The sequence below is a fragment of the Paenibacillus naphthalenovorans genome, from assembly GCF_900099895.1.
GTDB lineage: Bacteria > Bacillota > Bacilli > Paenibacillales > NBRC-103111 > Paenibacillus_G > Paenibacillus_G naphthalenovorans.
Genome location: NZ_FNDY01000020.1, coordinates 56,483 through 79,990, shown reverse-complemented (window position 1 = coordinate 79,990; position 23,508 = coordinate 56,483). Strand labels below are relative to the sequence as shown.

The window sequence follows — 23,508 nt, the reverse complement described above, 5'->3', positions numbered from 1 at the left end:
TTGAATTGTTTTGGCCAGAGCATTATTTAATGCTTCTTTGGGTTACACCCAGACCAGAACTTTACCAGGTCTTACCACGAACTGCATAGGTCATGTATAATATAGGGCCATGAACTCCTCGTCAATATAAGATTCTTTCATATCCTGTTGATACTCCAATAACAATTCCGTCTTACAATTCATATGAGAACCGAACAAAAGCTTATTTTACTGCAGGGAGGCATATCCTATGATGAACAGATTGGTCACGCGGCTTCAGTATCATGAGCACCGGATGTTCTGTTTTGTCAATCAACAGATTCGGCATCAAGCGCTGGATTTCTTTTTCAACATCATCACCCATCTGGGGGGCGCTGCAGCGTCCATCGCCACGGCGCTTTGCATCGCCCTGTTTGCCGAGGGAGTATGGAAATCGGCCGGAATGCTGAGCTGTGTCGCGTTGGGACTCAGTCATGTTCCTGTCGCCATCATAAAAAAGAAATATCCGCGGCTGCGTCCTTATCTTGTACTTGAAGGCACCCACACATGCAAAAAACCGCTGAAAGACCACTCGTTCCCTTCCGGGCATACGACGGCCATTTTTTCAGTAACTGTACCCATGATGCTCATTACTCCCTGGGTCACGGCAATTTTGCTTCCCGTGGCTTCGCTCGTTGGCATGTCGCGGATCTATTTGGGACTGCACTACCCGTCCGACGTGCTGGCCGGCTTGCTGATCGGAACGACGACCGCCCTGACCACCGTTGCATTTTTGGGGTAAAAGCAGTAATGTTAATTCGGTATAAGTTCAAAAGAAACAAGGGTATGGTGAAGAGTTATGCGTAATAAGAGGGTCTTATTATTATCCGAGGGCTTCGGAGCAGGCCACACGCAAGCAGCCTATGCGCTGTCAGACAGTCTTCGCATGCTCTCGCCCGACATCCAGACTCATGTACTTGAGCTCGGTACGTTTTTACATCCAACCTTAGCTCCATGGATTTTGACCGCCTACCGCAAAACCGTATCGAAACAGCCGAAGCTTTACGGGCTCGTCTATCGGTCACAATATAAAAAGTCGCTGAACCGCATCTCGCAGCTTGCACTTCACCGGATTTTTTATGCACAAGCCGCAGAAGTGATACGCCAGCTGAAGCCGGATGCGATCGTATGCACCCATCCGTTCCCGAACGTTGTAATTTCCAGGCTGAAGCGTTTCGGATTGACCGTTCCGCTGTGTACCGTTATTACCGATTACGATGCTCACGGGACTTGGGTCAGTAAAGAAGTAAGCACCTACCTGGTTTCCACTCCCGACGTGAAGCGGAAGCTTCTGATCCGCGGCATCCCATCGGAGCGCATTCAAGTCACAGGAATTCCCATTCATCCGAACTTCTGGGAGCGACACAACAGAGAAGAGCTCCGCTCGCATTTCGGACTGAAACGGCTGCCCACCGTTCTCGTCATGGGCGGAGGCTGGGGTCTTGTCAAAAACGAGGATTTCTTAACCGATTTGATCCGCTGGCGGGACCGGATACAGCTTGTCGTCTGTCTCGGCAGCAACGAGAAGGCTCTTGCCGAGCTGAAAAAAGACGAACGGTTCCAGCATCCCCATATCCGGCTTTTGGGTTTTACGAAAGAAATCGACAAATGGATGGAGGTTTCCGATCTGCTGATCACCAAGCCCGGAGGTATGACCTGTACCGAAGGGCTGGCCAAGGGAATTCCGATGCTGTTCTATAAGCCGATACCGGGACAAGAGGAAGAGAATCTGCAGTATTTTACGCAGCACGGGTTTGGAGAACCCATCAAATCGGCGGAAACGGTCGCCCATTGGTTCCGGTTTCTGGTTGAGCATTATCCAGATCTGGAGAAGCGCCGCGGAAGCTTGAGACGCAGAACGGATGCATACCATCCGGCGGATTGCTCCCGCGCCATTATAAATATGCTGCAAGGATAAACCACCCCGCACAAACGGACGTTAAACAACCTGCCGGGACTCTCCCGCCAGGTTGTTTACGTTCATATAGGAATTATTCCTGCCCGCTCTCGCCAGCTTCAAGCTGCCGAAGGTGCTCGGCAAGGGCTTTTTCCCCTATGACGACCTCGAGCCGGTGAATGGGCATGCCCTTCTCGTAGAATTTCGTCTCGTATTCAGTCATGATAAGGTCCGTACGCGGTCCCTCCGCATGCAGGTCAAGTGAGATATTGCGCATCCGAAGCCCCAGATCGGAGAACGAATTCAGCGAAAACTCGAACAAAGAGCGGGAATCCGTCTTAAAATGAATTTCTCCCCGTTCATTTAATACGGTTCTATATTTTTTTACAAAATTCGCATGGGTGAGCCGTCGGCGGGCATGCCTTTTTTTGGGCCACGGATCGCTAAAATTCAAATAAATACGTTCGATTTCGCCAGCTTCAAACACGTTCTCGATCGATTCTATGTTCATTCGCACCAGCCGCAGGTTAGACAGATCGCCCCCTTGCTCTTCACGTGATTCCCGTGCTTTCTCGCTTGCACGGCGAATCAGCTCGTCGTACATATCGACGCCTATGTAGTTAATATGCTGGTTTAAAGCGCTAAGCTGGCTGATAAAACGGCCTTTGCCCATCCCAAGCTCCACATGAATCGGCCGGTCATTGCCGAATACTTCAGCCCATTTCCCTTTATACGGCTCCGGATTCAGCACTACCAGCTCCGGCTGTGCCTCGATCGCTTCCCTGATTCCCTTACGTCCTCTTAAACGCATAGTACCGTCCTCCAACTGCTTGCATTTTCTTTCGGCAGTTTGCCGCAAGCCTGCGTAATGTCATTGAACGATTATACTCTGAAACGATAGGAATGAAAAGACCGGTCAGCCCGTGTTAAAGCGGTCTGAACCGGTCAATGGGAACTTTCCGGGATCGGGATGGAACCGAAAGGATCGGTTATTTCTCCCGGCCCTCTTCATGATTGCGTCCGCGCAGGCCGGCTAACCCGAGAAGACCCAACAGACCTAACCAGCCCCAATCCATACCTCTTCCGGCTGTCGCCGCATTCGTCCGGTAGGTTGTCGTGTCGTAATTCCCCCCATAACCGTATCCGGTACGCGTATTGTAGGTGTTCATCCGGTCCAGCATATTATCATTGTAATTATTCGTACGGGTTCCGGTAACGGGATCGTTATAAGTGGCAGTCCCCCTGCCGGCGGTACCCGCGGTGCCGGTTGTGCCCGTGTAGGTTGCCGTACCGGTTCCTGTCGTTGTCGTACTGCCGGGTGCAGTGGCTGTGCTGGTCCCTTGGGTGGAGGACAATCCTGTTCCGGTGGAGGATACCTCAGCAAAGGCTTGGCCGCCAAATCCCAACGAAGCAGTCAACGCAAGAGCAAGAACCGTTTTACCAAGCTTGTTCATGATATAGGAGTTCTCCCTTCTAAAGCTGAGTTGTTTTGCAGCCTTGCAAATATAGCATGGATCAAGCGGACTTTTTTTATCCTGTCGCAAGACAGGAGTGTTTTGTAAAGGAAGAAATTGATACAGTTCGCTTTTCCATCCGGTTTTGATAAAATATAATAAAGAAGCTTTACTAGAAAAGGAGTACGCCTTATGAATCCATCCTTAACGATCGAACCGCTGACATGGGGAGATAAACGTTTCCATACATGGAATTACGAGATGCGGAAGCAATTCGGAACCAAGGTGTTTAAAGTCATGCTTGACGCCGGTTTCACCTGTCCGAACCGCGACGGTACGATCGCCACAGGCGGATGCACCTTTTGCAGCGCCCGGGGATCGGGCGATTTTGCGGGCAGCCGGCGCGACGACCTGGTGACACAATTCGGCAAAATCCGTGATCTCCAGCACCAAAAATGGCCGGAAGCGCATTATATCGGTTATTTTCAAGCTTACACAAACACTTATGCTCCCGTAGAGGTGCTGAAAGAATATTATGAAGCGATCCTGCAGCAGCCGGGCGTAGTCGGCTTATCCATCGCTACGCGTCCGGATTGCCTGCCCGACGATGTGATCGATTACTTGGCCGAGCTGAACGAACGCACTTACTTATGGATTGAAATGGGTTTGCAAACGATCCATGAATCCACATCGAAGCTGATTAACCGCGCACACGACACGCAGTGCTATCTGGATGCGGTCGCCAAACTCCGGGCAAGGGGGATTCGCGTTTGCGCACATATTATTTACGGTCTCCCTCAGGAAACGCATGAGATGATGCTGGAGACAGGACGCGCGGTCGCCGACATGGACGTGCAAGGGATCAAAATCCACCTGCTTCACCTGATGCGCAAAACACCGATGGTCAAGCAGTATGAAGCCGGTTTGCTGAGATTTTTGGAGAAAGACGAGTATGTGAGCCTGGTCGTCGATACGCTTGAAATTCTGCCTCCGGAGATGATCGTGCACCGCCTGACAGGCGATGCTCCGCGCGATCTGCTCATCGGGCCGATGTGGAGTCTCAAAAAATGGGAGGTGCTCAACGCTTTCGACGAGGAGCTTCGACGCCGTGATACCTGGCAGGGCAAAAAATGGCTGAAAAGCTTGAAGACTGCGGAGGTTAATGCATAGATTACGTGTTATAATACGGTAAAGGCCATTGAAAGGAGTGGTTCGCTATGCAGCGGGGCACAAAGGAATTCCTATATTCGACGTTAGGCGCTGTGCTGCTGATTGCGGCGGGCTGTGCGAACGAGCCGCCTTCTCCTCCGGCACCGGCCGGAACGATACCTGCGCCCGCTGCGGAAACGGACACTCCGAAGGCCGATCCGAACGCTCCGCCAGCTGCGACCAATCCTCCCAAGACAGCGGATTCGGCTGAAGATAGCGAAACCGGCCGGCCGGAGTCGCCGCAGAAAGCGGCAAAACCTGCATCTTCGGCGCCTATAGCTCCCAAGCCCCCTGCTGTTCCTGAGCTTCCCGCCTCCACGGTGCTGCAGGAAAACGGAAAAGCCTTTGCGCCATCGACGGAGTCTGTCAACAAGCCCACGGATCCGGTGACGAGAATAGTGGATCCGCCCACGGTGGGAGCCGATCCGGCCAAGCCTGACGGAGAGCGGGCGGCCCCCATGCTGCCGGATCCCATTGCACCCCCGACCATAAGCGCTGAACCGGCTGAAGAGACGCAATCTTCCGCCGTTCCCGGGAAGAGGATGGAGAGCAGCTTGGGGATTCCGTCCGGCATAAGTGAATCGCTTCGCATCCAGGAATAAGGCGCTCAAGAATAGTAACGAAGGCAGGCATCATATTGTCTGCCTTCTATTAGTATGGTTCTCTTTGATAAAACTAATTCATCTGCAGGGAGGTCTGACCTTCGTGGGATTCGTTTCGATTCTCGGCTTTACCCACAAACTCATTGAAGAACGCGTTAAATCCGGGGAAACGGCAATTGACGCTACAGCGGGCAATGGATTGGACACCGCCTTCCTGGCCCGTATAGTCGGGCCGGAAGGTACGGTGCATGCATTCGATATTCAGCAGCAGGCATTGGATCATACGGCGGCGCGCATAGCTAAGGAACAGCCGGATACGAACGTGATGCTGCATCGATGCAGCCATGCCGAACTGCTGCGGGTCATTCCTCAGGATCAGCATGGCCTTGTGGCCGTGGTCATGTTCAACCTGGGGTATCTGCCCGGGGCCGATCACGCTACGATAACACAGCCCGATTCAACGGTCACCGCCTTGGAAGCGGCCGCCAGGCTGATCCGCCGCGGAGGCATCATAACCGCAGTTCTGTATACCGGGCACCCCGGCGGGGAGGAAGAAGCGGCCGCCGTCGAACAGTGGGCCTCTGAGCTTCCGCAGAAGCAGTTTCAAGTGCTGCAATATCGTTTCATGAATCAAATCAACCGTCCTCCTTATTTGATTGCGATCGAGAAACGTTTATGAGCACAACCCATCCGATTCATTCCATTTTTCCTAATCCTTCCCTCCTTCTCCAAACCTATAGCCAATGATGCATCCGGATTGATATAATTCTATTTAAAATAGAAAAAATAGGAGAGTCATACGATGAAACCATATCCGCTGCAATGCAAACCTGAATTTAAAGAAAGAGTTTGGGGGGGACGAGCACTTGAGCGGTTCGGACTCGAACTGCCGGAAGGGCGCATCGGAGAAGGCTGGATGATCGGAGATCACCCCAACGGAACAACCACCGTTGTAAACGGGGAACTGGCCGGAATGGGACTGGATCAGATCAGGGAGAAATACGGTAAGGTCTTATTCGGCAGTAAAGGCTTCTCCGAGAAAAACGGCCGCTTTCCGCTGCTGATCAAGCTGCTGGATTGCCAGGACGACCTTTCCGTCCAGGTGCATCCGAACGATCATTATGAACGTCTTCCGCAAGGAGAGCTCGGGAAAACCGAGATGTGGTATATTCTGGATGCCAAGCCCGGCGCCAAAATCATCTACGGACTGAAAGACGGCGTAAACCGCGAACAGCTTGCGGCCGCCATCAATGAAAACCGCATCATGGACTGCCTGAATGAAGTTACAGTGCAGGCCGGCGACTCTTTCTATATCCCATCCGGTACGGTGCACGCACTGGGGGCGGGCATCCTGGTGGCGGAAATCCAGCAAAATTCCGACAGCACGTATCGTTTGTACGATTATGACCGTCTGGGTCTGGACGGCAAGCCCAGAGAGCTGCACATCGAAGATTCCCTGAATGTGATCGCCTATGAAGGCTCTGGCGCTACTTATATGAAAACTGATCTGTCCGCCTCTAATGAATGGTTAACACTGGCCCGGTCTCCTTTCTTCGTAACGGACAAAGGACAGGTCGAAGGCATTTGGAGCCTGCAAACGACACCGGACAGCTTCGTGATCCATATCATCTGCGACGGAGCCGGTACCATCCGCTGGGCGGACGGTGAGCTCCCCGTGAAACCGGGCGAATGCTACCTGCTCCCGGCCAATCTCGGCAGCTATTCGCTTACCGGCAGCATGACCGTGCTTCGCAGCTATCTGCCATAAACCAAATAACACCGCCTCTAAGACTAAAGTTTTAGTCATTGCGAGGCGGTGTTATTTTTACTTGCTTTGAAGATTACACAGCGGACTTCTTTACATTCATGGTGAAATATTGCGCGCGGGCGGCCGCATCCGGCGGGTAATGAACAATCAGCAGCTGCTCGGCGGAACGGTCGATGTCGCCTGTTTTCAGGTAGTGGTCAAGCCGGAACGGAAGCACCTCGATCATCGTATGCTTGTGCAGTTCTTTCTCTCCAATCGCCAGCGCCGCGAAAGCGTCCGATACGGCATGGGGGCGATCCGCGAGCAGCCGCATATAATCCGACTGCCGGGGCTTATCCAGCGTGAAGTCCCACCAAATTTTCCGGGGCCTGTACTTGTGACCCAGAAAATAATCGAGCTTCATGAAGCCTTCGATCACTTCAAGCTCCTCCGTCCCGCGATGCTTCAAGAAAGCGTGCAGCCGGGTAAACAAATCCTCCAGCTGATGGCCGATTTTCTGCCAGCCCCGCTCCTCCCAGTAATCTCCGAATTCCTGGAAAAAGTCAAACGCCGACGGGAACTCATGCTTGATCAAATACTTTACGGTATGGTCCATCCGGTGGGCATTCCAATATTTTTCGAGCACATCCTCGACCCTCTTGATCCTAACCAGATCGCTGAACGGGAGAATGTTGTTGCCGAGAATTTCATACGGAGCATGATCCATATAAATGTAGCCGTATTTTTCCGCATCGTGGCGCATCCCGGTACCGCGCAACATTTTCAGGAATCCGAGCTGAAGCTCCTCGGGTTCCAGCTCGAACACATCGTTGAACGTGCGGCGGAAGGAACTGTAATCCTCCTCCGGCAATCCGGCGATCAAGTCGAGATGCTGGTCAATCTTGCCGCTCTCTTTGATCTTCGTCACCGTACGAGTCAGCTTGGCAAAATTTTGCCGCCGCTTCACCAGCGTGTTGGTCAGATCGTTGGTCGACTGTACGCCGATCTCAAAGCGGAATATCCCCGGCGGCGCGTGCTCCGCCAAGTAATCCAGCACCTCGGGACGCATGATGTCTGCAGTGATCTCGAATTGGAACACGCAGCCGCGATGATTCCGGATGAGAAATTCGAAAATCTCCATGGCATAGTCGCGCTTGATGTTGAATGTCCGATCTACAAACTTGATCAGCTTGGCGCCGGATTCGATCAAATACAACAAGTCGCTTTTCGTACGCTCCATATCAAAATACCGGACGCCCACTTCTATAGAAGAAAGACAAAATTGGCAGCTGAAAGGACAACCGCGGCTGGTTTCAAAATAAACGACCCGGTTGGCAAGACTCGGCACGTCCTCCGCAAAACGATGCGGCGACGGTATATCATCCAGCGCCAGCTTCGGACGCGGCGGGTTGATGACGACACGGCCATCCTTGCGGTAAGCGGCGCCGAACACGCTGTAGAAGGCGCGGTCCCCCCGCAGCTCCGACAGCAAATGGTGGAACGTTTCTTCCCCTTCGCCCATGACAATGAAGTCAACCTCCGGAAGACGGTTCATCCAATAGTCCGTGTCGTAAGACACCTCCGGTCCGCCGAGCACCACAACCAAGTCGGGCATAATTTTTTTGAGCATGCCGATGACGACGATGGTTTCTTCGATATTCCATATATAGCAGGAGAATCCGACCACATCCGGCTTTCGCTGATACAAATCCGATACGATGTTCATCGCGGGGTCCTTGATCGTGTATTCGGCAATCTGGATGTCGGGAAAATCCTTTTGACTATATGCCTTCAAATACCGGAGAGCCAGAGAGGTATGAATATATTTGGCATTAAGTGTGGATAAAACAATGCTTTTCATCTTGGGTTTAAACCTTCTTTGTTTACAATTGGCCTTACTCGATTTGTACCTATTGTACACGCAAACCGGAGGGAAGACAAAATCACCGGCCTCCCCTGCCGCGTTCCCTTCATGAATGAAACACCATGCGCAGTACCATGGCGCAAGCGGTACCCGCAATCACCGTCCATAACAGGCTCCGGGTCTTGATGGCCACGATAAAGGTGAGCAGGCCGGCCGCCAGATCGACATTCTTCCACAATACAAGTTTGCTGTCCGATACGAACAGCTCTTGCCCGACCAAGGCGGCCATGACGGCAATCGGGACATGCTTTAACCATTGCAGGGCCCAATCGGGCAGTGGAATACGGCTTAAAACCATCAGGGGGACGACCCGGGGAATGAACGTGACCAGCGATGCCCCGATAATAATCAATAAAATATCCCATCTTACTTCCATCGTCCGATCACCATCCCCAAGGTCGCTCCTGCCACCGTAGCCACGATGATCGCGATGCTTCCCGACCACATCCAGCCGATGCCTACCACCACAATAACCGCAAATACCGCCACGCTAATATCTATCGCAATGGTGCCGCGGCTTAACATCTGCAATACCAGAAGGCCTATAAACATGGCTGGCAGAGCAAAATCCAACCCGAATTGCTCCGGCCGCGCAATCCATTGGCCCAGGATCGCCCCGGCTACATTGGCTGCAAACCAGTTACTGTAAGCGGCCAAGTTGAGGCCGTGCATCCACTTTTCGCCGAGAGCCTTTCGATTCGCCGTCTGCCCTATCGCCACGCCAAAGGTTTCATCCGTGAGCAGGGAACCGATCAGCATGTTTCTGAACGGGGTGAGATGGCGGAAATAAGGCGATAAGGCCGCACTAAGCAAAAAATGGCGAAGATTGACAAAGAAAACGGTAATAATAATGGCGGTAGCCGAATGGCCCGCGGCGACCATTCCAGCCAAAATGAATTGAGCCGAACCGGCATACAGCAGCAAGGACATCAATGCGACTTCAGCTGTGCTTAAGCCCGCCGTTTTTCCAATAATGCCTGCGGCAAATCCGATGCTTAAATATCCCAGCAGGGTAGGGATACAATCTTTAATCCCCTGAACGAAATCCCCTTTTGCCTCGATAACCGACACATGGGTAGGCATGATCTCCAGCCCCTATCACGTACAAAAGTATGGCAGCGACTCATGATGATATGGTCTGCATATCAATTGTACCTACAAAACAAAAAAAATGGAACCGTCAGGATCCATTGTTTCCGTTATTGCATATGGGAGTTCGACTGCATCCATTCCGTCTCCGGACTCAACACGGTCAGCCTGAATTCATCTTCCCCTTCTTCCGACCATACGCTGGCTTGCGATATTAGTTGGGCTTCGACCTGCTCCTTTAGCGTCGTGAGATCGGCGACATCGCCTTCCGTCCGATTGTTGATCGTCTGCTGCAGCCGGTTTCTCTCTTCCAGCCTTTTGGCCATTTGGTACAGGATCATGCTAAACATCGTCCCTTCGCTTTTGGTGTTCTTGCTTTCATGGTACCCTGCCAACATGAGGACAAGATTAACGGAACATCAACGCACTGTTAAAAAATGTTCCCCCATTACCATATGCGTCTTTACGAATTTAGTATTTCCCATTTTGAGCAAAAAGATGTGTCCGTCTCACTCCCATTTGAAAGTCAGGCTGGCGGCGATAAACGCAAGCACTAACCATGCACCCAGAAATACCGCTTCCACCCACATCGTTCCCATCGTCGCGCCGACGTTCATCACCTGCCGCAGTGCGGTGGTGAGATGGCTGATCGGGATGAGCTTCACCAACGGCTGGAGAAACTCGGGCATATTTTTGATCGGAAAAAAGACACCGCCCACAAACAGCATCGGAAACGAGATGAAACCGGCAATCGGTCCCGCGCTTTCCGGCGTCTTGGCCAGACCGGCCACGATAAACCCTGTCGCCATGAACGCCAGCGTGCCGAGGATGATGAAGAACAGTAGGGTCAGCCAGGACCCGTTCACCTGCGTACCGAAGAACAAGTAACCCACAAGCAGAACAATGACGGCCTGAAGCCCGTTCAATATAAGTCTCGCCGTAATTTGCGCCGCAATGAAGGTGGAAGCGTGCAGTGTTGTACTCTGCATGCGGCGCAAAACTCCCCGCTCCCTCCACGATGATATTTGCGCGGCGACGCCGTTCAAATTGTTGGACATGATCATCATCGCCAGAATGCCCGGTACGAGGAAATCAATATAACGGAGCTTCAACGACTGCACGCCTTCCGGCTCAATCTTGATGGCCGGTACATAGCCGGACAGCTGTTTGTCGATGCCGTCCACAATGGGCGTGATCAGCTGCAGACCGATCTGCGATGCGGCGGCGTTCGTCTCGTCATAATATACCTTAATGGCTGTAGAAGTCCGGCTTTCCGGGTTCGGCGTCCCTGCGGCGGGTCCCGTCCTCGCCTCCAAGTGCTTGGCAAAGCCTTGGGGAATGACGATCACAAGCTGATGATCCCCGCGCTTGAGCACCTCCACTTCCGCATCCAGATCCTGAGCGGCCTTAAGCTGCAGGACCGGATGATCCTCCAAGGCATGGATCAAAGCCTGCGAAGACGCCGTCCGGTCCTGGTCGATGACCGCTCCCGACACCGTGACCGGGGTATCTTTGCCGAGGAATGCCCCAAGCATGACCATGAAAAATACCGGGAATAACAGCGTCCAAAACAAAACCTGTTTGTTGCGCCCGAACAGCCTAAGCTGAGCCAGCGTTAATTGAATATAGGCCTTCACTGCTCTCTCAAGCCCCTTCCGGTCATATGAATGAAAACATCCTCCAAGGTCGCCGTACGCGTTTGCAAATCCTGCACCTTCCACTGCTCCCGGGAAGCCAAACCGATCAGTTCGACTAAAGATGTCTGCAAATCGTCGGTATACAGGACGAACAGCTCATTGCGGTAATCCGCCTGCTTCACTTCACTCACCCTGCCCAACAACACGAGGGCCAGGTTCAGGCGCTCCCGTTCCCACTCCTCCGTTCCTTCCAAACGGAATTCGATGGCGCTTTCCGACTGCAGGCTTCGCACGAGATTTCTCGGCGCATCGAGCGCAATAACTTGGCCGCTGTCCATTAAACATATTCGATCGCAAAGGACGTGCGCCTCATCCATATAATGCGTGGACAAGACGATGGTCTTTCCCCGTTCCTTGAGCCTGAGCACAATGTCCCACAGTGTCCGGCGTGCTTGCGGATCAAGTCCGGTTGTCGGCTCATCCAGAAAGATCACCTGAGGATCGTTCACCAGCGCGAGCGCTATCGCCAGACGCTGCTTTTGGCCTCCGGACAAGTTCCTGACGCGGTCGTTCCGTTTCTCCTGAAGAATCATATCTTCCAGCAGCGGGTCGATCGGTACGGATTCCGGATAAAAGCTCGCGTACATTTTTACAATTTCATGCACCTTGAGCAGATCGAACAAAGAGGTGGATTGCAGTTGAACGCCGATCACCTCTTTCACTTTTTTCAGATCCTTACGGGTATCATAGCCTGCGACTACAGCGTAGCCGTCGTCAGGACGGCGGAGCCCTTCAATCATCTCCATCGTCGTCGTCTTGCCTGCGCCGTTGGGACCCAACAGTCCGAACACCTCGCCTTTATAAACTTCGAAATTCACGCCTTTCACCGCTGTAAAGTCGCCGTATCTTTTGACCAGGCCGCTGGCTTTGATCATCGTTTCCATCTGCGCCACCCTATTCAGCTCCTTTGGGCTCAGTCATTCTCTCTGAGTATATCACCAGCGGTACAAGGTTGCTAATCCTGAAGAATCTTCTAAGGGATACCGCAATTCCGCTTGGAAGCATTCCCCATGTAAACCTCCTTGTTATCGTCAATTAAACCATCGATATGATCGAACTGCTCCACTGCTGTGCTTACCGCTTGATAATACTCCATACCATTAGATGTCAGATCCGCAACTTTGGCTTCCAGATTACTTAAAATTTCTTCCTTATTCTCTCTAATTTGGCTGATCCTTGTGCCCGGAAAATAACCGATCAACATGTTGTTTTAAACGGTCCATGAAGATACCTCCTGCTATTCGATAAGCTAATCAATTAACGTTTTGGCGGTTTTCCAGGCGGCAAGATTATGTTTATAGGCCCGGATCCCCGATTCTGTCACTTTATAATACTTGCGCCTGCCCTCCGCATATTACTATGTGTATCAAAATAATACTTAATAAATGGCTAATTCGACGCAATGATGCAAATGCTTCTTTGCACGCCAAAAGGGCGCCTGCACACTGCAGACGCCCTATGGAGAACATATTAATATTTTAATTCCTTAACCAAACGCTTGGCCGGCCCATTCGCCGTCTCGATGACTTCATAGATTTTCACTCGGATACCGTTGGTACCCTGCTCATCCTTTAAGCCAGTGAAGGATATTTTTTGTTTGCCGTTTATGAGCCTGTCGGTTCCCGTGAAGGTCATCGTCTGTGTACCGACGACTCGATCCATCCCATCGACCAAATCAAACTGCATTTTGGAGAAATTTGAATCCACAATGACCGGATCCGGATGCTCTATCGCCATGGAAAGATTCAAAGTATACGTATAAGACCCGCTGCTGTAAGACCAGCCCAGCGTGTAATTTTGGAACTGAACCAGGAACGGGTAGAAAGATATCGTATCGCTGTCCGATTCCTCCTGGATTCCGACCTGATAGGCACCCAGTGAAACTTTTCCCTGCGAAACGGATTGATCATCGTACACATTCAAAGCAAACGTCTTATCCTCCACCGAGTTCGGCAGCAAGTAAGAATAACTGATCACATAGGAGGTGCCCGGCATGATGAGCTCCGGAACCGAGCTTTGTCTGCTGCCTGTGTATGTCTTTCCTTGTTTGTCAATCAGCTCGTTTTGAAGCTTCGGAAGCGCAATGGAACTCGTACCCTTATTCGTAATTTTATATTTGCCGATGGCTGTCTTGTAGCCGAAATCATCGTTTTCATGAACATGAAGCTCTACTAAAGATACATCCAGATTTTTGTCGACAACGCCGTTATCTTTAAAAATCAATTTTTCCCCCAGCTTGTAGGCGGGAGCCGATGAGATCATGCTGCTTGCCTGACTGGCCCCTTCCCAAAGGTACACCGCAACCGGAACATGCGCTGCCGAAGCGGATGCGGCTTGAGATGAAGTGCTTGCCGCCCCGGTGGACGCCGGCGCATCGGATGCATCGCTTGATGTGTTATTTGATGCATTGCCGGATCCACTGCCCGATGTACCGTTCGATGAAGAGCTTGCTGCAGCCGTATTGGCAGACGAACCGGTCTTACTCTTCTCCCAGATCACGAGCCGGACGGCATTCGGGTCAATCCCTTCGGGAAGCACCGCATTAAAGTAAAAGGACGCGGTTTCTTTGGGAGACAGGTAAGAAATACGCGATGTATTATCGGTTGATGTAATGGACGCTCCGGCCCCCCCAAACTGATATGTAGCCAGTAAGGAAGGCACGGAAGCAATCGAATCCCCTTCATTGCTTACAGTAACTACCGTTTGGACATGTATTCCGTCCGCTTGCTTGGAATAGGTCGCTTTCTCCGCTTTGACGGTCAAATGCTCCCCTTCAAGCTGCCTTGCATAATCCAACGTATCGCCCAACCGGGCCGTTCGCAGCGAGGAGCTGATGTCCATGGTGCTAAGCGATACTTCTTCGCTCTGATTCATATAATAAAACTCCAACCCAAGGCCCTTTTCCGACAGGTCCTTTGAAACCGCGGTTTTTAATGTTACGATGCCCGATTGGTTCGGAAAAAAGGTTTGATCCCTGCCATCGGCAAACGAAGCAGAGTATTTCAACCCGTCGGCGCCTTTAAGCCGTACTTGAAGCGAGGCGGGAAGCTTCACACTGGCGGACCCTATATTTTTTACGGACAACTGCGTGTACAAGTACCACTTGCCGTCCTCCACCACGCGAACACTTTGCCCCAATCGATAGGCGACCGCGGCATCATTGGCCAGGGCGCTGTCCACTGTATGCAAATTCATGATCTCCTCCGGAACAGCCGCCTGACCCTCCTGTACAACAGAAGCTACGGACAGCCTCCCCAAATGCTTCATAAAATCAGATTGGCTGCTGTCCCAGCGGAAGATCTCCACCTTGAGCTGCGCCGCAGTCATACCCGGAATGATATCCGAATAAAAACGGAAACGCTGATCCTGTCCCGGAAGCACGACAGCGCTCTTCTTTTCGCTTAGACGGGCTGTGTAACTGCGTCCGGAATCGTCCGTTACTCGAACCCCGTATGCGTTGAAATCGATAGCCCGGCTTTCTCTATTGTGCAGGACAACCGAAAACTGCAGGGTGGAAGTAGAAAGAGCAGCTTGGTCCAGCGTAAAGTACGATTGGCCTGCAATGTATACCCCTTCCGTTGCTGCAAGGGATACCGGCGTTAGCGGCGACACGATGGTTAGAGAACCCGACAATAAGAGGGCCATGCTTGTATGTTTCCACGAAACAGACGGTAATTTACGTTTCAATTCCAACAACCTCCCTGGGGTAGTAAAAACTAAACATGCGAGCTCAATCGGTACGGAGCGCATCGATCGGTTTGAGCTTGGAAGCCTTGTTCGCGGGATAAAGCCCAAAAACGACGCCCACCAGCACGGAGAACAAAAAAGCGTACAGCCCGATATCCAGAGAAAGACTCGTGGTCTGATTCGGATTGATGTACGGCCATGCCAAGGAAAGCACAATCCCCAGGACGAAGCCGATCAATCCGCCCAGTCCGCTGATGATGACGGCCTCAACCAGAAATTGCAGCAAAATGCTTCGCCGCTTCGCCCCAATCGATTTGCGGATTCCGATTTCCCTCGTTCGTTCGCTCACGGTGACCAACATAATATTCATAATGCCGATCCCGCCTACCAGCAGTGAAATGGCGGCAACACTGACGAGCTGACTGGTCATCGTACTCGAAGCCGACTGCCTTGCGCTGATGAGTTGGGATGAGTTAAATATGTTGTAGCCCGACGTGCTGTTAAATTTATTTTGCAGGTACCGTTCCACAATAGACTGAACGATGGCCACATTCTCACTCGTTGCGGCTTCGATATAAGTCGTCCGAATGCTGCCAAGCTTGAAATCCCTGCTCAGCGTATCCAGCGGTACAAAAATGGAACTGTCCAATGAGGTTCCGCTCGTATTCGAGCCTTTGCTTTTCAGCGATCCGATGATGGTATAGACATATCCGTCAATATTCAACTTCTCCCCGAGCGGATCGCCGGTTCCAAAAAACTTCGCAGCCACCTCGCTGCCGATGACAGCCACGTGATTCCGAAAGTCGATATCCGCCTGGGCGAGGAATCGCCCGCTCGCCACTTCTCCCTTCTGCATATCCAAATAACGGTCATTGGTCCCGATCACATTAAAGGTTTCCGTCTCCCGGTCGTATTTGATATTCGAGTTGTTTTTCGTCATGGTCGGGGCGATCGCTTTAAACCCGGGCAAGCTCTCCATCTGCATAAGCTCCTGATAGTTCAGCTGTGTAGCCCGGCCATTGCCCATCAGATTGACCACGAGCAGATTTGTGCCCAGACTTTCATACTGCTTGGCGATCGCTTCCGACGACCCCCGCCCAATCGAGACCAGCGTAAATACCGAGGCGACGCCAATAATGACCCCCAGCATGGTCAGCGCCGTCCGAAGCGGATTGGCCAGCACCGTCGCCATCGCCATTCGAACCAATTCCCAAGGTCTCATACCACAGCCTCCTGTGACTTCGCAGGCATCGGAGCATTCCGCACATCTGAGATGATTTCCCCGTCCCGCAGGGTGACCACCCGTTTGGCGTTATCGGCGATATGATTGTCATGGGTGATTAAAACGATCGTGTTGCCTTCTTCGTTAAGCTTTCTGATCAGCTCAAGCACCTCAATGCCCGTTCTCGAGTCCAGCGCTCCCGTAGGCTCATCCGCCAGGATAAGCGACGGGGAAATGGCCAGCGCCCGGGCAATGGCTACCCGCTGCTGCTGTCCTCCCGACAGCTCACTCGGCTTATGATGGCCGCGCTGCCCCATTCCGAGAGCCTCGAGCATCGCCTGGGCTCTTTCTTTTCGCGCCTTTGCTCCCATCCCCGCATAGATCATGGGCAGTTCCACATTTTCAAGGGCCGTCAGCCTCGGGAGTAAATTAAACTGTTGAAAAATAAACCCGATCTTGCGGTTTCTCAGCTCGGCAAGCTCGTTATCGGACAAATGTTCCGTCGCTACGCCATCCAAGGTATAAGTCCCCGACGTCGGTGAATCGAGAAGCCCGATCGTATTCATCAGAGTCGATTTTCCCGATCCGCTGGGTCCGATAATGGCTACAAAATCACCTTTGGCGATATTCAAAGAGATTCCTTTTAAAATCGAAAGCTGCTCTTCTCCGCGCCTATAGCTTTTGGTAATCTGATTCAACTCGATAATATTCACTGGAAACGACTCCTTCCGCCATGTAACCCATTAGTTTCGTCCGCCGCCGCCGAATGTTCCTCCTCCCATGCCGCCTCCGCCTTGAATCCTGAATCCGCCGCCCCCGCCAGGAAATCCGCCCCCGGGGAACTGCGGATTGTTCGTCGTCGCTCTTCTTGTCGGCATAACGACCTGATCGCCTTCCTTCAGGCCGCTTATGATTTCAACATGCGTTTCACTCCGAATGCCAATCTGGATTTCATGCTGTTCCTCGACTGTTCCATCCGCTTTTTGGAGCGAAACGTAGGTCTTTCCTCTTTGGGTTTGGACGGCCTCGATCGGCAGGATCAGAACATCTTTCTTGTCCTGAATATAAATCTCGGCTGTGGCGGTCATCGCATACTTCAATTCGTTCTGATCGGTGTTCTTCACCGAAACGACAACAACATAAGTGGTAACGCCATTGCTCGTTGTACCCACATTGGATACAGAGGTCACTTCCCCTTCAAATGTCCGGCCGGACAAAGCGTCCACTTTCACTTGCGCCTTTTGACCGACCCTGATGCTGGTCAAGTCCAGCTCGTCCACCGCAATGGGCAGCTGCATGGTGCTTAAGCTGGCAACCGCTCCGAGCATGGTGTTGGCTTCGATTTGAGCGCCTACGGGATAGCTGTTCAGCACGTTGGTCTGGCTGTTGGCGAAATCAGACGAAAAAACACCGTCGAACGGCGCTGTAATGGTCAGCTGCTTTACCTTTTGCTCCGCATCGAACACTTTGATTTTCTGGCTCTCGATCGCCGCTTCCTTACTGATGATCTCGTCCTGGATCGAGTCGTTATAGATCGTCCCAATCACGTCCCCCCGGTTTACCGTCTCGCCATCCTTGAAGTTCAGCTTTTGAATATTTCCGCTCGCCCCGGCATAAACTGCGGCTGTATGTATATAATCAAGAGCACCCTGCGTCACGGATTCCTTATTCCGGTCAGATGAAGCGATGCTTCCCTTTACTACCGTTCCCGCGGAGAGTGTCCCGTCATTGTTCACGATCACTTCGACGTCCACCAGCTTGTTTCCATTCGCATCGGCCTTGATGTCTCTGCTGACCGTCTCCACCGTTCCCATTTTGGTAAGCATAAAACCGTCAACCGTCAGTTCCACCGGATCGCCTTTTTTGAGCTGAACGGCTTCCTGCAAATAAAACGGCAGCTTGACCTTGAATTGCGACGGGTCGGAAATGGTCGCCACCTTGGCCAGCTTATTGACTTGACTTCCCACATCCAGATTGGAGGCCAATGTAAGCTTTCCGCTGATCGGCGCGGTAAAACTCATGTGATTTTGCTCTTCCCGAAGCTTGGCCAGCTCTTTTTCCATCTGCTGCAGAGCAACCCGCGCTTCCTTCAAATTGGTTTCCGTCGAAGGGACGGAAAGCTCTACAAGCACATCCCCCTTCTTTACGGCCCGATTTTGCGTCAGGTTCATCGTTTTGATCATCCCGTCTACCGGAACAACAATATTTTGCATATCCTGAGCTTTGAACTGGGTTGTCCCCGACACCGTAGAAGTAATGGCGCCCCTGGTTACTTTCATCGTTGTTCGCTGCGCTTCCCCGGACGCTGCAGGCTTTGATGCCGAGTTATGTACATAATAATAAGTGCCCGCTCCGCATAACAGCACGGCTAGAATCACAATCATCCACTTTTTGCTGCGGCGTAACTCCATTCGTCTTTCCCCTCTCCATCGGCTTCCTTCCATAACAGTCTAGTATTGGTTGCTGAATCCAATCTGAACGCAAGCTGAAAGTTAATTGAATGAATGCTGAAAATTCGCTGAATGCCATAGGGCAAAAAAATCGTGCGATCCGTCGGAAACGGACCGCACGATTCGTATGAATTAGTTCACGGCTTCGGCACTCGAAGCAGCCGCATCGGAAGCGGACTTTGCTTTTCCATGCCAGCCTCCCTTTTGATCAACAAATTGGTTTAACTGCTCGGTCATACTATCTTTTATTTTGCTGACCAGTTCTTCTTTTGTGATGCCTTTGGATTCCGCAAATTCGGCCAGGGACTTTCCGGCCTGCAACTCTGTAGCCAGCTCCTCTTGAGTCACACCCAGAATCTGTGTCAATGCCTCCGGATTGCCCATAGGACCAAACGGCATTTTGCCGCGGTCTTCACCCGGATGACCAAAGCCCTTGTTTTCAATTTGCTGCTTCAAACGGTCGGATAGGCCGGACTTCATTTGATCCGCCTGCTCCTGAGTCAATGTTCCGGCGGTCACTTGAGCGTCGATGGCCGCCGTTTGAACGTCAACCAGCTTTTGCAGGTAGTCTTCTTCGCTCAGGCCTTTTTCCTGTGCAATTTGCAGTAACGTTTTACCTTCCTTCATCGCATCTGTAATTACACTCTGCTCCACACCTAGTATGGTTGCCGTCTCTTGGAGGACATGGCCGCCGCGTAAGCCGCCCGGATTTATTTTTCCGCGGCCCTTGTCTCCCCACCCGGATCCGAAGTCCGGCTTCTGAATCTTCGCGCCAGCCGACTCATTCGCGAAGGCCTGATTATGTAACGTCCCGACAAAGCCGACACCAAGAACAAAAGAGGCGATTATCGTCCCTGCAACCATTTTTTTACCGATTGTTTTCATAGCGTTTTTCCACCTTTTTCATTTTATTTTTTCTTACAAGTTGAAGTATAGACCCGTTACCTGAATTGCATCTGAGCGGCAACTGAAGAATCGTTGTGCATTTCCTGAAAGTTGGCTGAAAATGAAAAAAACTTAGCTTATGGAACGGATCCATCGGCTAAGGTTCAAGGTTATTGCTGATTCAAAGGATTACGGTCTGATCGTTAGGTCGTTATAATGTCTCTGGGAAGTTTGCCTGTGCGTTGAATCTCTCTAATTTAAGCGCTCGTAAGACGACGGCCTACCAGTATAAAAGAAGAGGTAACAAAGCGCCGCAAATCGGCTACGTCCTGACTCCCCCGAAAAATGCGGAATGCCCCTCGAAAGTTCGTGCCTGAAAACAATACCAGTGTAACTTCATTCCGATTGACAATTTTTCTGAGCCGGAAACTGGAGAGAATATTGTTGAAACGAAACACGCCCAGATTTCGGACCGCAATCCCTCCGCGTCTAAAGATGAGGTGACGTCCTGTAAAATTAAGGCCTGAGAACAAAGTAAGCCTTACATCCCTGTTTGCCAAATCTACCACCCTTTCTTTTGAGATGGTAATAGTGTATGGCAAGCTTATAGGAATGGTTCGACCATATGTACCAGGTTTAAAGATGGTTTTCGTCTTCTCTGTAACACGCCAAAAAGCGCCGAATCCCATCCGGTCGACGCTTTGTACAAGAAGCTTATAATGCTCAAAAACATCTGCTTTACTCACCGCCACAAAGTCTGGCTATCGTCAGACACTCTGCGGTCGCCGTTTCTATTTCTAAGCTACGAACTGATATTTTCCACTTCGACCGCCACAACATGCCTTAACTGCTTAATGCGGTAATAGATCGAGGTTGTGCGCTGTTTATTGGGAGCGGACATAATCATTTGGATTTGCTGCTTTTCTCCGTCGACATCTTTCACCTTAATATGCTTCACCCGCATCTCTTCACACTGGAGTTCATCGATCAATGCCGTCATTTCATCGTTGTTCTCCACGATAATGTTGACAGACACGTCTCTTTCTTTCAGCCTTTGAGGACCAAACAGCTTAATAAACATGGGGAACAAGTTGATGGCCATAATAATGAGAATCACGGCTGTAACCGCCTCCAAATAAAATCCGGCCCCTGCTGCAATCCCCAAAGCTGACGCCGCCCATACCATGGCAGCTGTTGTGAGACCTGAAATCACATCGTTGTTTCTCCGAAGAATGACACCTGCACCGATAAAGCCGACGCCGCTGACGATTTGTGCAGCCAGCCGCAGGGGATCCATGTTCGTATGCCCCGGAACGGAATATTGGTGCACCGATTCGATGGAGACAATCGTGATCAGGCAGCTGGCGACGGAGATCACCATGCTCGTTTTCATGCCGAGCGGCTTATGCTTGAGCTGCCGATCGATGCCGATCAACAGCCCAAGTAAGAGAGAAAAGCCCAGTTTACCAAGAAAAACATACGACATATCTGCAACCCTGCTCTCACCGGAAACGATCCGGATAATTAGTGATCACTCCGTCCAGCCCCGCTTGGGCTAAAGGCCCTGCCCATTCCGCCTCGTTAACGGTATAGGGGTACACTTTGTAGCCATGAGCGTGACATTGACGAATATATTCCACATCAACAAACGAATAATGCGGATGCAGGCTGTATGCAGCAAACGGCAGCTTGCGTACATAATCCCAAGGATCGATCACTCTGGTGGAGAACAGCACCCCGAGCTTCATCGCCGGCTCAAGACGTGCCGTTTCCGCAAGCGCGTAATGATCAAAGGAGGAAATGACGACCCGGTCGAGCATGTCATGCTCATGAACGGAACGAATCAGCTTTTGCTCAATCCCTTTGTGGTAGTAGGGTAAATTTTTGATCTCCAGGTTGATCAGCATATGGGTGTCGGCTGCGAGCGCCATAAATTCCTGCAGCGTCGGAATCGTTATCCCTCTGAACGACTCGCCATACCATGAGCCCGCATCCAAACGCCGCAGTTCCTCAAGCGTCATGTCCTTAATCAGGCCTTGACTGTTCGTTGTCCTTTTGACATCATCGTCATGACAAATGACCACCTCGCCGTCCTTCGTGAGATGCACATCCAGCTCCATGCCATCTGCATTTTGATCTATCGCCAGCTCAAAGGCAGCGATCGTATTTTCCGGGGCATATCCGGAAGCTCCCCGATGCGCAATAATAAGCATCCTTAACACCTCTGTTTTAAAAATGTGCTGAGACGATGTCCGTCTCAGCACATTTTTAATTATTATTTTTGCGATACCTTGTTGTTTTCCTCAATCAGGCCCGTTACTTTCTTATTCAGCTCATCTACGACTTTCTGCGGATCTTCGCCTTTATAGACTCGTTCGATCGCTGTCGCTACTTCCAGCCTCGCTTCCGGGAATACGGAGATCAGAGCGCCTTTGGTTGCAGAAGACAATTTCGTTTGTTGAAGCTGTTTAACGGCCGTAGTAAACTGCGGATACTTGGCATACGTATCTTTCAGCACTTGTTGGTCGTAGGCGGCTTTCGTGATCGGGAAATAACCGGTGCCGGCCGCCCATTCCGCTTGCGTTTCCGGCTGTGTCATAAACTTCATGAAATCCCAGGCGCCTTCTTTTTCCTCCTCCGCCACGCTGTTCATTATCCATAGCGAAGCGCCGCCGACGATTACACCATTGTTTTTGCCGTCCGGACTTGGCATGAATGCCGTTCCTACCTGGAACGGCACGTCTTTCACGTTCCCCGGCGTGCCTGCTGTGGAGTCCAGGAACATCGCCACTTTCCCTGCTCTGAACGCTGCTCGAACATCATCGAACTTACGGCCGTAGTTGCCGATGGAACCATCCTTGTTCATGTCATCCAGCCATTTGAAAATTTCCAGGCTTTGCTTTGAGTCCAACAGCGACTTGGTAGCCAGTGCATCGCGACCGTTGCCGTGATCTACCATATCTGCGCCCTGGTTAGCCAACAGCTGCTCAACAAACCAGCCGTAAATAACAAGGGAGAATCCTTTATCGTTGCTGTTAGTCAATTTTTTGGCTGCCTCGCGAATCTCGGCGTACGTTGTCGGCGGATTCTCCGGATCCAGACCTGCTGCTTTAAACTTATCTTTATTATAGAACAAAATGGAGTTAGAAGTGTTAAACGGCATGGAATACAGCTTGCCATTCACTTGATAATAACCCAAAATATTTTCTTCGAGCTTGGAAAGATCATAATTGTCTTTGACGATAAAATCCTGCACGGGCTGTACGAAACCGCTATCAATCATGTATTTGGTGGCGATTTCCTGAGCCTGCATAATCGTAGGCGCTTCTTTCGTCCCACCTACCGCCTTCAGCTTGGTCAACGCTTCTTCATAAGTCCCTTGGTATGAAGCTTCTACAAAATATTTCGACTGACTCGCATTATACTTGTCTACCATGCTCTTAATGAGGTCGCCCGGCGTTCCATTCATAGCATGCCAGAACGTAACTTTGATTTTACCGTCACCGGTTTTACGGGCTTCGGATGTCGATGCCTCCGGACTGCAGCCTACAAGGGAAAATACAATCACAAGCGACAATAAGCTGAGCCATAATGATTTCAATTTCATTGTTTTTTATCCCCTTTTCA

The 23,508-nt window shown here is 51.3% G+C and carries 23 protein-coding genes; 6 read left to right on the top strand and 17 right to left on the bottom strand.

Translation table 11 applies throughout. The features are described from left to right. Nucleotides 1–232 precede the first annotated feature (232 nt). Both BLT35_RS17675 and BLT35_RS17670 read left to right on the top strand, forming a co-directional pair. On the top strand, nucleotides 233–760 hold the full coding sequence (locus BLT35_RS17675; protein ID WP_062411050.1) for a phosphatase PAP2 family protein: 528 nt from the start codon (nucleotides 233–235) through the stop codon (nucleotides 758–760). A 57-nt stretch (nucleotides 761–817) separates the two neighbouring features. After that, nucleotides 818–1,936, top strand: coding sequence for an MGDG synthase family glycosyltransferase (locus BLT35_RS17670; RefSeq protein ID WP_062409846.1), 1,119 nt, complete (start codon nucleotides 818–820; stop codon nucleotides 1,934–1,936). 73 nt (nucleotides 1,937–2,009) lie between these two features. Here the strand turns inward: BLT35_RS17670 and trmB are convergent, their stop codons facing one another. Beyond that, nucleotides 2,010–2,726: a tRNA (guanosine(46)-N7)-methyltransferase TrmB gene (trmB, locus tag BLT35_RS17665; protein WP_062409847.1), complete on the bottom strand. Its 717-nt coding sequence runs from the start codon at nucleotides 2,724–2,726 to the stop codon at nucleotides 2,010–2,012. A gap of 178 nt (nucleotides 2,727–2,904) precedes the next feature. Then, a complete protein-coding gene (locus BLT35_RS17660; RefSeq protein ID WP_074729200.1) occupies nucleotides 2,905–3,369 on the bottom strand; it encodes a WGxxGxxG family protein in 465 nt (154 codons plus the stop codon). A 192-nt stretch (nucleotides 3,370–3,561) separates the two neighbouring features. Between BLT35_RS17660 and mnmL the strand changes: the two genes are divergently transcribed. The 4 genes from mnmL (at nucleotide 3,562) to BLT35_RS17640 (ending at nucleotide 6,948) form a co-directional block, all read left to right on the top strand. Beyond that, entirely contained in the window at nucleotides 3,562–4,539 is a 978-nt protein-coding gene (gene mnmL / locus BLT35_RS17655) for a tRNA modification radical SAM protein MnmL/YtqA (protein ID WP_074729199.1), read from the top strand. Nucleotides 4,540–4,586: 47 nt separating this feature from the next. After that, nucleotides 4,587–5,180, top strand: coding sequence for a hypothetical protein (locus BLT35_RS17650; protein WP_074729197.1), 594 nt, complete (start codon nucleotides 4,587–4,589; stop codon nucleotides 5,178–5,180). Nucleotides 5,181–5,283: 103 nt separating this feature from the next. Then, entirely contained in the window at nucleotides 5,284–5,859 is a 576-nt protein-coding gene (mnmM, locus tag BLT35_RS17645) for a tRNA 5-(aminomethyl)-2-thiouridylate-methyltransferase MnmM (protein WP_074729195.1), read from the top strand. Nucleotides 5,860–5,982: 123 nt separating this feature from the next. Continuing rightward, nucleotides 5,983–6,948, top strand: a complete 966-nt coding sequence (locus tag BLT35_RS17640) for a type I phosphomannose isomerase catalytic subunit (RefSeq protein WP_074729193.1) — start codon at nucleotides 5,983–5,985, stop codon at nucleotides 6,946–6,948. A 73-nt stretch (nucleotides 6,949–7,021) separates the two neighbouring features. Here BLT35_RS17640 and BLT35_RS17635 read toward each other — a convergent pair whose 3' ends face one another. The 15 genes from BLT35_RS17635 to BLT35_RS17560 form a co-directional block, all read right to left on the bottom strand. Next, entirely contained in the window at nucleotides 7,022–8,788 is a 1,767-nt protein-coding gene (locus BLT35_RS17635; RefSeq protein WP_074729192.1) for a B12-binding domain-containing radical SAM protein, read from the bottom strand. Nucleotides 8,789–8,897: 109 nt separating this feature from the next. Further along, the gene (locus BLT35_RS17630) at nucleotides 8,898–9,227 is read right to left on the bottom strand and encodes an AzlD domain-containing protein (RefSeq protein WP_054818190.1); all 330 of its coding nucleotides are present in this window, start codon (nucleotides 9,225–9,227) and stop codon (nucleotides 8,898–8,900) included. Beyond that, entirely contained in the window at nucleotides 9,218–9,934 is a 717-nt protein-coding gene (locus BLT35_RS17625; RefSeq protein WP_074729190.1) for an AzlC family ABC transporter permease, read from the bottom strand. Before BLT35_RS17625 ends, BLT35_RS17630 begins: the two co-directional genes overlap by 10 nt. 116 nt (nucleotides 9,935–10,050) lie before the next feature. Further along, complete coding sequence (locus tag BLT35_RS17620) at nucleotides 10,051–10,338, bottom strand: hypothetical protein (protein WP_254777599.1); 288 nt, start codon at nucleotides 10,336–10,338, stop codon at nucleotides 10,051–10,053. A 111-nt stretch (nucleotides 10,339–10,449) separates the two neighbouring features. Next, entirely contained in the window at nucleotides 10,450–11,577 is a 1,128-nt protein-coding gene (locus BLT35_RS17615; RefSeq protein ID WP_074729189.1) for an ABC transporter permease, read from the bottom strand. Next, nucleotides 11,574–12,521 (bottom strand): ABC transporter ATP-binding protein, encoded by a 948-nt coding sequence (locus BLT35_RS17610; RefSeq protein WP_074729206.1) that lies wholly within the window; start codon nucleotides 12,519–12,521, stop codon nucleotides 11,574–11,576. The genes BLT35_RS17615 and BLT35_RS17610 overlap by 4 nt, the downstream gene beginning before the upstream one ends. Before the next feature lie 89 nt (nucleotides 12,522–12,610). Beyond that, nucleotides 12,611–12,841 (bottom strand): permease prefix domain 1-containing protein, encoded by a 231-nt coding sequence (locus tag BLT35_RS17605; protein WP_074729188.1) that lies wholly within the window; start codon nucleotides 12,839–12,841, stop codon nucleotides 12,611–12,613. 266 nt (nucleotides 12,842–13,107) lie between these two features. After that, a complete protein-coding gene (locus BLT35_RS17600; protein ID WP_074729186.1) occupies nucleotides 13,108–15,324 on the bottom strand; it encodes a hypothetical protein in 2,217 nt (738 codons plus the stop codon). Nucleotides 15,325–15,367: 43 nt separating this feature from the next. Continuing rightward, nucleotides 15,368–16,546 carry an ABC transporter permease gene (locus tag BLT35_RS17595; protein ID WP_062409858.1) on the bottom strand — a complete coding sequence of 393 codons (1,179 nt, stop codon included), beginning with the start codon at nucleotides 16,544–16,546 and terminating at the stop codon, nucleotides 15,368–15,370. Next, nucleotides 16,543–17,259, bottom strand: coding sequence for an ABC transporter ATP-binding protein (locus tag BLT35_RS17590; protein WP_062409859.1), 717 nt, complete (start codon nucleotides 17,257–17,259; stop codon nucleotides 16,543–16,545). The genes BLT35_RS17595 and BLT35_RS17590 overlap by 4 nt, the downstream gene beginning before the upstream one ends. Nucleotides 17,260–17,289: 30 nt before the next feature. Beyond that, a complete protein-coding gene (locus BLT35_RS17585) occupies nucleotides 17,290–18,957 on the bottom strand; it encodes an efflux RND transporter periplasmic adaptor subunit (RefSeq protein WP_074729184.1) in 1,668 nt (555 codons plus the stop codon). 171 nt (nucleotides 18,958–19,128) lie between these two features. Then, nucleotides 19,129–19,881 (bottom strand): DUF2680 domain-containing protein, encoded by a 753-nt coding sequence (locus tag BLT35_RS17580; RefSeq protein WP_062409861.1) that lies wholly within the window; start codon nucleotides 19,879–19,881, stop codon nucleotides 19,129–19,131. A gap of 802 nt (nucleotides 19,882–20,683) precedes the next feature. After that, entirely contained in the window at nucleotides 20,684–21,367 is a 684-nt protein-coding gene (locus tag BLT35_RS17570) for an MgtC/SapB family protein (protein ID WP_062409862.1), read from the bottom strand. 16 nt (nucleotides 21,368–21,383) lie between these two features. Continuing rightward, nucleotides 21,384–22,094: a glycerophosphodiester phosphodiesterase gene (locus BLT35_RS17565; RefSeq protein WP_074729182.1), complete on the bottom strand. Its 711-nt coding sequence runs from the start codon at nucleotides 22,092–22,094 to the stop codon at nucleotides 21,384–21,386. 62 nt (nucleotides 22,095–22,156) lie between these two features. Beyond that, nucleotides 22,157–23,488 (bottom strand): ABC transporter substrate-binding protein, encoded by a 1,332-nt coding sequence (locus BLT35_RS17560; protein ID WP_062409863.1) that lies wholly within the window; start codon nucleotides 23,486–23,488, stop codon nucleotides 22,157–22,159. Nucleotides 23,489–23,508 lie beyond the last annotated feature (20 nt).